This is a genomic window from Burkholderia sp. Tr-20390, from assembly GCF_017104595.1.
In the GTDB taxonomy this organism is placed as follows: domain Bacteria; phylum Pseudomonadota; class Gammaproteobacteria; order Burkholderiales; family Burkholderiaceae; genus Burkholderia.
Map to the genome: position 1 here is coordinate 77,137 of NZ_JAAGPC010000008.1, position 11,328 is coordinate 88,464.

Annotated in this window: 11 protein-coding genes; 4 read left to right on the forward strand and 7 right to left on the reverse strand. The window is 65.7% G+C overall.

The genetic code is table 11. The annotated features are described in order from the left end of the window. Positions 1-150: 150 nt before the first annotated feature. Entirely contained in the window at positions 151-1,293 is a 1,143-nt protein-coding gene (locus tag G3N98_RS04495; protein ID WP_089474809.1) for a porin, read from the reverse strand. A 507-nt stretch (positions 1,294-1,800) separates the two neighbouring features. Here G3N98_RS04495 and G3N98_RS04500 point away from each other — a divergent pair. Next, positions 1,801-3,138: a chloride channel protein gene (locus G3N98_RS04500; protein ID WP_206147376.1), complete on the forward strand. Its 1,338-nt coding sequence runs from the start codon at positions 1,801-1,803 to the stop codon at positions 3,136-3,138. Positions 3,139-3,282: 144 nt separating this feature from the next. On the opposite strand, the gene G3N98_RS04505 is transcribed toward G3N98_RS04500, so the two are convergent. The 5 genes from G3N98_RS04505 to G3N98_RS04525 all read right to left on the reverse strand — a co-directional run bounded on the left by G3N98_RS04505 (position 3,283) and on the right by G3N98_RS04525 (position 8,564). Next, positions 3,283-4,335 (reverse strand): RNA-guided endonuclease TnpB family protein, encoded by a 1,053-nt coding sequence (locus tag G3N98_RS04505; RefSeq protein ID WP_206147378.1) that lies wholly within the window; start codon positions 4,333-4,335, stop codon positions 3,283-3,285. 120 nt (positions 4,336-4,455) lie between these two features. Then, entirely contained in the window at positions 4,456-5,784 is a 1,329-nt protein-coding gene (locus tag G3N98_RS04510) for an MFS transporter (RefSeq protein WP_206147379.1), read from the reverse strand. 222 nt (positions 5,785-6,006) lie between these two features. Further along, complete coding sequence (locus tag G3N98_RS04515) at positions 6,007-6,939, reverse strand: 3-keto-5-aminohexanoate cleavage protein (RefSeq protein WP_206147380.1); 933 nt, start codon at positions 6,937-6,939, stop codon at positions 6,007-6,009. 35 nt (positions 6,940-6,974) lie between these two features. Beyond that, positions 6,975-7,781 carry an SDR family oxidoreductase gene (locus G3N98_RS04520; RefSeq protein WP_206147381.1) on the reverse strand — a complete coding sequence of 269 codons (807 nt, stop codon included), beginning with the start codon at positions 7,779-7,781 and terminating at the stop codon, positions 6,975-6,977. Positions 7,782-7,853: 72 nt separating this feature from the next. Continuing rightward, a complete protein-coding gene (locus G3N98_RS04525) occupies positions 7,854-8,564 on the reverse strand; it encodes a GntR family transcriptional regulator (protein WP_089474813.1) in 711 nt (236 codons plus the stop codon). 119 nt (positions 8,565-8,683) lie between these two features. Here G3N98_RS04525 and G3N98_RS04530 point away from each other — a divergent pair, with 119 nt between their 5' ends. Together G3N98_RS04530 and G3N98_RS04535 are read left to right on the forward strand one after the other, a co-directional pair. Beyond that, a complete protein-coding gene (locus tag G3N98_RS04530; RefSeq protein ID WP_346779062.1) occupies positions 8,684-9,013 on the forward strand; it encodes a T6SS effector amidase Tae4 family protein in 330 nt (109 codons plus the stop codon). Next, positions 9,010-9,462 carry a type VI secretion system amidase immunity protein Tai4 gene (locus G3N98_RS04535; RefSeq protein WP_206147382.1) on the forward strand — a complete coding sequence of 151 codons (453 nt, stop codon included), beginning with the start codon at positions 9,010-9,012 and terminating at the stop codon, positions 9,460-9,462. Before G3N98_RS04530 ends, G3N98_RS04535 begins: the two co-directional genes overlap by 4 nt. Before the next feature lie 54 nt (positions 9,463-9,516). Here G3N98_RS04535 and G3N98_RS04540 read toward each other — a convergent pair whose 3' ends face one another. Then, positions 9,517-10,308 (reverse strand): IclR family transcriptional regulator, encoded by a 792-nt coding sequence (locus tag G3N98_RS04540; RefSeq protein WP_089474814.1) that lies wholly within the window; start codon positions 10,306-10,308, stop codon positions 9,517-9,519. A 161-nt stretch (positions 10,309-10,469) separates the two neighbouring features. On the opposite strand from G3N98_RS04540, the gene G3N98_RS04545 reads away from it, so the two are divergent. Further along, positions 10,470-11,246, forward strand: a complete 777-nt coding sequence (locus tag G3N98_RS04545) for an ABC transporter substrate-binding protein (protein ID WP_089432648.1) — start codon at positions 10,470-10,472, stop codon at positions 11,244-11,246. The last annotated feature ends 82 nt before the right edge of the window (positions 11,247-11,328 follow it).

Below are 11,328 nucleotides of genomic sequence, written 5' to 3' on the forward strand. Positions count from 1 at the left end.
GCAGTCTACGCAGCGCCCGCGCGCGCAAAAACCCCGATTCCAGGCAGGCTGCCTTCCAGATGGCACAACATTGATGGAGGCCGCCCGCGGCCGGCGAACCCGCGTGCGAACGCAGGTTCGTGGCCGGCGGGCGACGACGCATCGCACCGGTCAGAAGCGCGTGCGCATGCCGATCGTGCCGACGATCTGGTTCGCCGTGCTCGATGCGCCGCCCGAGCCGTTGATGAACGCCTGGTAGCCGCGGCCCGCTGCGTGCTGGTACATCGCTTCCGCGTAGACGTCCGTGCGGCGCGACAGCTTGTAGACGGCCTGCAGGTCGACCTGGTGCCATTTCGGATCGGTGCCGTGCTTGCTGTCGGGGTTCGACACGCTCGCGTCCGTGTACACGTAGGCCGCGCCGAGGCTGACGGCCGGCGTCACCGCATAGCGCACGTTCACGTCGTAGTTGTTGAACGCGACCTGGCCGGTCGAGCCGAACGAGCCCGTGTTGTCGTACTGCGAACGCGTATAGACGAAGCCGACGGTGGCCGGGCCGAACCCGTAGCTGATGCCGCCGCCGTACGAACGCATGCGGTCCGAGCCGATCGACCAGCCGCCCTGGTTCAGGCTCTTCGCTTCGGCCGCATCGGTCGCGCCGGGGCTCGCGCTCGTCGAGCCCTTCGTGCCGTTCATCTGCAGGTACGCGCCGGCCAGCTTCAACGGGCCGTTCGTGTAGCTCGCCGCGACGCTGTACGCGCGGTTCGCGCCGAAGTTCGTCGCGTTGGAGAACGCATACATTGCGCCGACCTTGAAGCCCGCATAGGTCTCGCTCGTGTACTTGACCGCGTTGTTGATGCGCAGCGAGTGGTTCAGGTTGTCGTTGTCGAACGGATGCGCGAAGCTCGCGTCGCCGAGGTCGCCGGCCGTGGCCGACAGCGGCGCGACGAAGTCGACCATCGTGTCGTACTGGCGGCCGAGCGTCAGTGTGCCAAAGCCGTTCTGGCTCAGGCCGACGTACGCGTGGCGGCCGAACAGCTTGCCGTCCTGCCCGAGCCCGCCGTTGTTCACGTTGAAGCCGTTCTCGAGCACGAACAGCGCCTTCAGGCCGCCGCCGAGATCCTCGGTGCCGCGAAACCCGACGCGGCTGCCGTTGACGGTGCCGCTGTTCAGGCGCCACAGCGACGCGCCGTTCGCGTTGTTGGTGTAGACGATGCCGGCGTCGATCAGGCCGTACAGCGTGACCGAGCTCTGTGCGTGAGCGAGCGGGGCGAACAGGGCGGCGGTGCATGCGCCGGCGATGAGGGTTTTTTTCAAGTCAGGGCTCCTGCGTGTGGGACTGGGAACGAAAGTTCGGCGCAAGTGTAGGGGCGCATCGCGCGCGCAAGGCCGCCGGGGCGGCGAGCGCACCTTTCCGGATCCCGCAAGAGTCCTTCACAAAACTGACACGATGTGCCGCGCGCGCGTGACGCCGGCGGTTTTTGCGTGATCGTGTGCGGGTGGCATCCGCTCCTCCGTGGCCGGCTGTCGCGTGGTTGCAACATGGGCGGGGCGCGGGACGGCGGTTGATCGGCGCGATCGGCGTGACCGCCGCGCGGAGTATGGGGCGTTCACGTCGACGAAGGGCGTCATACGCGTATCCGCGTTGACGCGGACTTGTCGCAGGCGGCGGGCGATCCTGGCCCGTCCGACGTCATGCATTCACAAAATGCATCAGTCGATTCGAAAAATACGTTTGTCTCATGATGGACGCCGGCCTACGATGCGGTCCTGACGGCGGCGTGCATGTTGCGCGCCGTCTTTTCGATTCCATTCGCCGACCCCATGCGCCCCGATCTCTCGTCCGCCCCCGCATCCTCCTCGCCGGCCGCCAGCCCGTTCGCGCGCGTGGCCGTCGTCACGATCCTGACCGGCGTCGGCGCGGGCCTCGGCGGCATGCTGCTCGCGCTGCTGCTGCATGCGATCCAGCACGTCGCGTACGGCTACAGCGTCGCGCACGTAATCGGCACCGAGAGCTTCCTCACCGGCGTGACCGGTGCCGATCCGCTGCGCCGCCTCGCGGTGCTGGTCGTCTGCGGGATCGTCGCCGGCGGCGGCTGGTGGGCGTTGTACCGGTATGGCCGGCCGCTCGTCAGCATTCGCCGCGCAGTGCGTGCAGCCGATCCGCGGATGCCGGTCGTCAGCACGACGGTTCACGCGCTGCTGCAGATCGTCACCGTCGCGCTTGGCTCGCCGCTCGGCCGCGAAGTCGCGCCGCGCGAGATCGGTTCGCTGCTCGCCGGGCGGCTTGCGCATGCGGCGGGGCTCACGCCCGACGACTGCCGGCTGATGGTCGCGTGCGGTGCCGGTGCGGGGCTCGCTGCCGTCTATAACGTGCCGCTCGGCGGCGCGATCTTCGTGCTCGAAGTGCTGCTCGGCACGTTCGAACTGCGTGCGCTGGTCGTGGCGGTCGCGACGTCGGCGATCGCCGCGGCCGTTGCGTGGATCGGCCTCGGCAACGAACACCAGTACACGGTGCCGCCGTTCGTGCTGAGCACGCCGCTGGTGGCGTGGTCGATCGTCTGCGGTCCGCTGTTCGGCTTCGCCGCGTACGGCTTCGTGCGGCTCACCACACGTGCCCGGGCGAGCGCGCCGAAAGACGGGCGGTTGCCTGTGCTCGCACTGATCAACTTCGCGATGATCGGCGTGCTCGCGATGGGGTTTCCGTCATTGCTCGGCAACGGCAAGGGCCCGGCGTCGCTGGGCTTCGACGGCACGTTGACGATCGGGTTTGCCGCGGCGCTGCTCGTGCTGAAGGTGCTGATCGAGGCCGGCAGCTTGCGGGCGGGTGCGGAAGGGGGCCTGCTGACACCGGGCCTCGCGAACGGCGCACTGTTCGGCGTCGTGCTCGGCGGGCTGTGGAGCCTTGTATGGCCGGGCGCGTCGATCGGCGGCTGCGCACTGATCGGCGCGACCGCGTTTCTCGCCGCGTCGATGCAGATGCCGATCACGGCGGTCGTGCTGCTGCTCGAATTCACGCGCGCGGATCACGACAGCCTCGTGCCGATGCTGCTGGCCGTGGCCGGCTCGCTCGTTGCGTACCGGTTCGCGCAGCGGCTGGTGGAGCGGCGCGAATACGCGGTCGCGACGGTGCGTGTGCGCGCATCGGTGACGGCGCGTTAGCGCGGCGAGCTCGTTCGAATCCTTCGCATGCGGTGCCTGGGGCTCCGCATGCTACTTCTTGCTCCCTCGTTTCCCGGTTGCATCGCTGCGCTTACCAATCCAACTTACGGTCTCGATGCAAATGGTGTTGACGTTCCTCCTCCTTTAAAAGCGAGGAATTCCCACAGCTGGCGATGCACGTCCGCATCGGAGAATGTTCAGCGCAGCGTTGGTATCTCGATCATGCACGACACCACATTCACTGCAGGCCCATGCTCTTATTCGCAGTCCCGCGATACCTTTCGGCCGCGTCGTGCTGCCTTTCGACCCGCACGCCGAACAGGACTGGGTAGAACCGCTTTCGTCGACTTCCTCGAACGTGGCTCCGTGCGCGATCGCTTTGTAGCGGAGCTTATTTCGGAAGGACGACCAGGACACGTCATAGACGCTTTTCGCCATCCTGGTCTTGGCGAGTTTGGTGGCCGACACGTTGCCGATCGCGATGTAATCGAAGCGTCGCACCAGATCGAGCGCGAGCTTGTGCTGGAAATCCGCGCGGGCATTCGCCACCTTGGCGTGCAGCTTCGCGATATGCCGTTTGTGCTTTCGCGCCCGTTGTGCTTTCGCGAGCTTCTCGGCCGCGCGGCGGCCGAACTGATCGTTAGGCAGCTTCTCGCCGGTCGAAAGTGTGGCGAAGTCTTTCAGGCCAAGATCGATGCCAACACCGGAACGGATCGGGCGGGCCTGAACATCCGGAATCTCGATCACGATATTCAGGAACCAGTTGCCGCGCGCGTCCTGCGCAAAGTTGGTTCCATCCTTGATCTTGCCTTCGGGGAGCGGCCGGCTGTTAAACACGCGAAAGGTATTGCCGGCAAAGCGAAACGCGTCACCCTCGCGCTTCAGGTCACGCCCCTTCAGAGGCACCCAGCCCAGCGATTTCTTGCCGCGATAACGCAGGTAAGGCCGACGGTGTTGGCTGCGCGACTTCGCGTATTGCTCGCAGGTTGCGTTGACGGTGCCCGAGTGGATGCCGAGTTCCTTGCTGGCACCGGTCGTCAACACGTTCAGGTCGAAACCCGTCGGCCACTTCTTGCGCCACTTGAGCGCGTGCTTTTGCGTGTCGTTGCAGAAGTTCCAGACGTAGTTCACCGCACGGCTCTGCTTGTTAAGCAGGCCATTGAGCGACTTCACCCGGTAGCGATAGACAACAATCATGCTGATCACTCTAGCGTTCGAGTGCTTTCTGTCAACGGTGCATTTTTTCCTCATCATAACCGGTGAGTTTTTCTTGGGTGATTGAAGTCACGTACAACGAACGAGTGTGCGAGTCTGGACTCAATTGCGTGACAGCATGGCATCCCGCTCGTGCCCGTGCCGCAACGCGAGGCTGGCGAACGCCGCGATGACGAGCGCGGCCGCCAGCAGCGTCAACCCGTTCTTCGCATTGCCGGTGGCCTGTTCGATCGCACCGACGACGGTCGGTCCGACGAAGCCGCCGAGCAACCCGCACGTATTCACCAGTCCGAGTCCGCCGGCCAGTGCGTTACCGGCGAGCCGCGACGCGGGAAACGTGAAGACGATCGACTGAACGACGAAGAACATGAAGGCGGCCACGCACACGCACAGGAGCCCCGCGGCAGGCGACGCATGCGCGGCGCCGACCATCCCGGCCGCCATCACGACCAGCCCCGCACACAGCATCCGGCGCGAATGCCGCGACTCGCGCGCAAAGCGCGGCAGCGTGGCGGCGCCACAGGCGGCGGCGAGCCAGGGCAGCGCGGTCAACAACCCGACCGCGAACGGCGAGAAGCGTCCCGATGCGCCGATGATGCCCGGCAGGAAGAAAATCACCGTGTAGATGGTCAACTGGTGGCAGAAGTACACGAAGATCGCGAGCCAGATCTGCGGATCGCGCAGCGCGGCGCCGAACGCATGGCCGCCGTGCGCGCCGACGCCCGCATCCTGTTCGGCGGCCAGCGTGCGTTCGAGTGCACGCCCGGTTTCCGGGGAGAGCCACGGCGCGGTGCTCGGACGGTCCGGCAGCCGTGTCCACACGACGAATGCGAGCAGGATCGCCGGAATGCCTTCGACGACGAACAGCCATTGCCAGCCGTGGAAGCCGAGCGTGCCGTCGAGCTCGATGAGCGCGCCGGCCAGCGGCCCGCCGACGATGTTTGCGATGCACACGCCCAGCAGGAAATAGCCGGTTGCGCGCGCACGCTCCTCGCGGCCGAACCAGTACGTCAGGTACAGCATCACGCCGGGAAACAGGCCGGCTTCGGCGGCCCCGAGCAACAGGCGCATCACGTAGAACGACGTCTCGCCGCTGACGAATGCCATGGCGACTGACAGTGCGCCCCACGTGATCATGATCCGCGTGATCCAGAAGCGCGCGCCGACGCGATGCATGATCAGGTTGCTCGGAATTTCGAAGAGCGCATAGGTCAGGAAGAACAGCCCCGCGCCGAGTCCGTACGCGGCCGACGAAATGCCGAGATCGACCCCCATCGAATGTTTGGCGAACGCGATGTTGGTGCGGTCGAGGAAGCTGATCACATACGCGGCGATCAGCAGCGGCAGGAGTTTGCGGAACAGCAGCCGGTTCAGCGACGCGCTCGCGTCGCCGGCGGCGGAAGACAGGGCCTGGGCGTGATGAGTGGACATGCGGACGACTCCGGTAAGGGCGAACCGGCGCGCACGGCAAGCACGGTGCGCCGCGTTCGGCAGATGCCGCTGCGATGCATGCAGCGGATGGGCAGACGACGGAGCCGCGCCGGCAGCGCTCGAACGGAGCGGGGCGATGATGGGCGTCCTGGCGCCGGCCGGCTCGGGCCGGCGCCTTGTCACTGCGCTTGCGGATTCTGGTGTTGGGGCGCTACCCGGCGATCAGAAATTCACCGCGTCGCCGCCCTTGAGCGCGAGCATCGCGCGCGCCTCGGCCGGTGTCGCGATCTCGAGCGACAGGCCCTCGAGCACCTGCCGCATTTTCAGGACCTGCGCGGCGCTCGATTCCGCGAGCGTGCCCGGCGCGATCCACAGCGAATCCTCGAGCCCGACGCGCACGTTCGCGCCCTGGGCCGCGCCGATCGTCGCGAGCGGAATCTGGTTGCGGCCGGCGCCGAGGATCGACCACACGTAATCGCCGCCGAACAGGCGGTCGGCCGTGCGGCGCATGTGCATCAGGTCTTCCGGGTGTGCGCCGATCCCGCCGAGCAGGCCGAACACGCTTTGCACGAAGAACGGCGGCTTCGCGAGCCCGCGGTCGACAAAATGCGCAAGGTTGTACAGGTGCGAGATGTCGTAGCACTCGAATTCGAAGCGCGTGCCGTTCGCCCCGCAGCGCGTGAGGATCGTTTCGATATCGGCGAACGTGTTCTTGAACACGAGGTCGCGGCTCTTCTCGAGATGTTCGCGTTCCCACGGATGCTTCAGCTCGCGAAAGCGCTCGAGCATCGGGTACAGCCCGAAGTTCATCGAGCCCATGTTCAGCGATGCGACTTCGGGCTGGAAATGCAGGGCGGGCTGGAGGCGTTCGTCGACCGTCATGTGCGGGCTGCCGCCCGACGTGAGGTTGATCACCGCGTCGGTTTGCGCCTTGATGCGCGGCAGGAATTCGGCGAACACGGCCGGATCCTGGGTCGGCTTGCCGTCGGACGGATTGCGTGCATGGAGATGCAGGATCGCTGCGCCGGCCTCGGCGGCCGCGACGGCGGCGGTTTCGATCTCGTGCGGCGTGACGGGCAGGTGCGGCGACATCGACGGCGTATGGATCGCGCCGGTCGGCGCACAGGTGATGATGACTTTGCGAGCGTTGGCCATGGATGGATTCCTTTCGGTGAACGATGCAGGGTGCGTCAGAGCACTTCGACGTTGCCGCAGACGGAGATCGCTTGGCCCGTGATCCCGTGCCCGCCCGGCGAGCACAGGAACAGCGCGGTCGCGGCGATCTCGGCCGGATCGGTCATGCGCCGCAGCGAGATCTTCTCGAGATAGCGCGTCTCCATTTCGTCGTAACCGATGCCGAGCTGCTGCGCCCGTGCCTGGATCACGCGGCGCATCCGCGGGCCGCGCACGATGCCGGGTTGAATGGCGTTCACGCGAATGCCGAGCGGGCCGAGTTCGATCGCGAGGCTCTTCACGAGGCCGACCACGGCCCATTTGGTTGCCGCATACGGCGTGCGGAACGCGTAACCGAGCCGGCCTGCGACCGACGACAGCGCGATGATCGCGCCGCCGTGCTTCGCGTTGCGCAGCAGCGGCACCGCGTGGCGCGCGAACTGGAATTGCGCGGTCAGGTTGATCGCGACGGTTTGTTCCCACTGCACCGGGTCGATTTCTTCGATGCCGCCGGTCGGACCGGCGATGCCGGCATTGTTGACGAGCACGTCGAGGCCGCCGAGCGTGGCCGATACGTCGGCGAACACGCGTTCGACGGCGGCCGGATCGGAGACGTCGGCCAGCGTCGCACTGATCGCGCCGGCTCCGGCGCGCGGCGGCCGGTCGGCGAGCGGTGCAATCGCGGCTTGCGACGCGTCGCATACATGCACGTGCGCGCCGCATTCGGCGAACGCGTCCGCGATTTCAAGACCGATGCCCGATGCGCCGCCCGTCACGAGGACGCGCAGGCCGTCATAGGGTTTCAGCAGGTCGGAAGCTGTCATGCCGGGTTGTCTCCATCGTTGATGTAGTCGGATCGCGGACGCTCGCGACCGGGCGCCCGCGGCAGGTGGCCGCTACGGCTTCGCGTTCACGGTCCGCGGGGTCTGTTCCGCCCGCAGCGTCTCGGCGAGATCGTGTGCCGCGCCACCGATGTCGAGCGCGATGCCTGCGCGCACGCCTGCGCCGTCGCGCCGTTCGAGCGCATCGACGATGGCGCGGTGCGCATCCATCGAGCGCCGCATGTGCGGGATGTCGAGCGCGACCATGTTGAGGAAGGGGCCGACGCGCATCCACAGGTTCTCGACGATCGCGAGCGTGCTTTCGCTGGCGCCGTGCGCGTAGATCGCGCTGTGGAACGCGAAATTGCTTTGCAGGTAAGCGCGTGAGCGGCCTGCCTCGGCGTGCGCCTGCATCGTCTCGCAGGTCTTGCGCACGGCCGCGACCTGCGCGTCGCTCATGCGTCCGCACGCGCGTTCGGCGATGCAGCCTTCGAGTGCGATACGCACGTCGCGCAACTCGTCGAGCATGTCGAGCGTCATCGGCGGCACGACGAGCGCGCGATTCGGGCCGTCGACCAGCGCGCGCTCGGCGTGCAGCCGGGTGAGTGCGGCGCGCACGGGCATCGTCGACGAGCCGACCGCCTCGGCGACGCTGCGCAGGCTCAATGCCTGGCCGGGCGCGAAACGGCCGCTCATCAGCGCTTCGCGCAGTTGCTGGTAGACCTTGTCGGCCATCGTTTCCTGTTCAACGGCTTTCAGTGCGGGCGTGACGATACGGGGCGCCAAGACGAGTTCTCCGAGGTTTTATCTGTGATGTGTGATCACACTTGCAATGTGCGAAGTGTTGACGATCGAAGGCATCGAGTCAAGTCGAACGGGATCGGGGAAAACGCGGAGGAGGAGGTGTGAAGTGGCTGGCGGGACGGGTGATGCCGCGGATCCCCGAGCAAAAGGTATCGGGGGGAGACAATCGGCAATACTTCTTTCGTGTCCGGGACTTGATTCGCTTTCTCGAGCAACGGTGGGGGAAGGCAGACGGTGTCAAGTATCCGCCGTCAAACGGCGGGCCTCTGGCGGGGCGACAAGGTGTCATCCTGTTCGAGGTGTCGGGATGGAGCGACGCGCAGGGCCACGCCACGCTGTTCAATGGACGGACGTGTTACGACCATTGCTATTTCAACGAGCCGGGCGCGCGGTATCGTACCGATCGCGCAAATTTCTGGAGTCTGTCATGAGGAGAGCCTGGATCGCCGCCGTATTGACGTGCATCGCGCTTCAACCTGCGATGGTGTCGGCGAACGATGCAGCGCATGCATCACCCGAATCCGGCTCACGGACCAACCTCCGGAACTTCAAGGACATGGTGCTCGCGGAGTGCCTGGCTACCGCGTACAAGCAGGAGCCAGGCGTGGCCAAGGATATCGGCAGCAGCACCAGCGCGTTGCGCGACTGGACCTACTACGACTTGGAGCGTGCACCGGATGTCATTCACGCGCTGGTGGCGAAGTATCTTGGTCGCGACTACCGGAATCCGGTTGTCGAACCGGAAGTCCGGGACGTGAAATTCGACTTCCTGAAGTGCGTCGACCTGTACCACGGCAAGGAACTGGATATCGTCGCGAAGCAGCTCGTGTTCCGCCCCAACCGGACTTATCGGAGCGAGACTTCGCGGAAGTTGCGGTAGCAATCAGATGCCGTCGCGCAATGCAACGGCGTACCGTCTGCCATTCCACGCGTGCTACTCGAGCGTCCGGATCGAATTGCTGATGCCGCGTGCGCAGTCGATCACGGCCGGCGCGAGCTTGCGGCGCGCGTCGTCGAAGGTCCAGCGGCTCGTCGGCGCCACCACGTGCACGGCGGCCACCGGCTGCCCCTGGCTGCCGAGCACGGGCGCGGCAATCGACATGTCGCCGATGAACAGCTCCTCCTGGTTGGTGGCATAGCCTTCGAGCCGCGCGCTGTCGAGCAGCGCGACGAGTTCGTCGAGCGCCGTGACCGTGCGCGGCGTGTGCAGCGGACGCGCCATGCCGTCGAGACGCGCGCGCGCGTCGGCGGGCGGCAGCGCGCTCAGGAATGCACGGCCGGAACCGGTGCAATACATCGGGATGCGGCTGCCGATCGGCATGTGGATCGGCACGAACTTCGTCGACACGAAACGCGCGACGTACACCATCTCGTCCTCGTCCGGCTCGGTGAGGTTGGTGGTTTCGCCGGTCAGGTTCGTGAGTTCGGACAGGAACGGATTGGCCACGTCGATCAGCGTATCGGCCGCGAGATAGTTGAAGCCGATCCGCATCACGTGCGGCGTGAGCTGGTAGCGCCGCGTAACCGGATGCTTGCGGATGTAACCGAGCTTCTCGAGCGTATAGACCATCCGCTGCGCCGAGCTTTTCGTCATGCCGGCCGCATCGGCCACTTCCGCCAGCGTCATCGTGCGCCGCTTCGCGCTGAACGCGCGCAACACGTTCAGCCCTTTCTCCAGCGACTGGTTGAACAGCAGGTCGTTTGACTGATCGGGCGACGTTTCCATGAGCAAGGGGCCGAATCGATTCGATATCGCATCATATCGTATCGCATATCGATACTCAAAAATCTTTTTGCGATATTTTTGATTCGTTTTAAGATCGGGTCATCGTCGCAGTGTCGATCCGCGACCGGCCGGCGCACCGAAGTATTCGAGAAGGAGACATCATGGTTTCGTTCATCAAGCGGTTCGGCGCACTGGCCGCCGGTTTCGCCACCTGCATCGCTTTCTCCACGGCATCGGCCGGCGCCGTCGCGGCCGAGCCCACGCTGAAGGTCGGCGCGACGGCCACCGGCGTGCCGTTCACGTTTCTCGACGTCAAGAGCAATTCGATCCAGGGGATGATGGTCGATGCGATCACCGCGGCCGGGAAGTCGGCCGGGTTTCGCGTCGACGTGCAGCAGACCGTGTTCTCGGCGCTGATCCCGTCGCTTACCACGCAGAAGATCGACATCATCTCGGCCGCGATGCTGAAAACGCCGGCGCGCCAGCAGGTCGTCGACTTCTCGGACACGGTCTATACGTTCGGCGAAGGCCTGATCGTGAAGGCGGACGACCCGGGCCGCTACACGTCGATGGACGACTTCAAGGGGCAGGTGGTCGGCGCGCAGGTCGGTACGGCGTTCGTCGACGCACTCAACAAGAAGGGCATCTTCAAGGAAGTCCGCACCTACGATTCGATCGCCGACATCATGCGCGACGTCGCGCTCGGCCGCATCAAGGCCGGCTTCGCCGACCAGCCGATCGTCGCGTATCAGATCGAACACGGCGTCAACCGCCAGGTCCGGCTCGTGCCCGAATACCAGAGCGTCGTGAAGGGGCAGGTCTGCTTCATCGTGCGCAAGGGCGACACGGCGACGCTCGAGCAACTCAACGGCGCGATCCGGAAAATGAAGGGCGACGGCACGCTGCAGCAGATCCTGCAGAAGTGGCACATGAGCTGAGCGCGCGCCCGGGATTCCCGAGCGGTATCGCCCGCGCATCGCGGGCACCCACTGCGACGTGCCGCAGGGCCATCGCATAGGA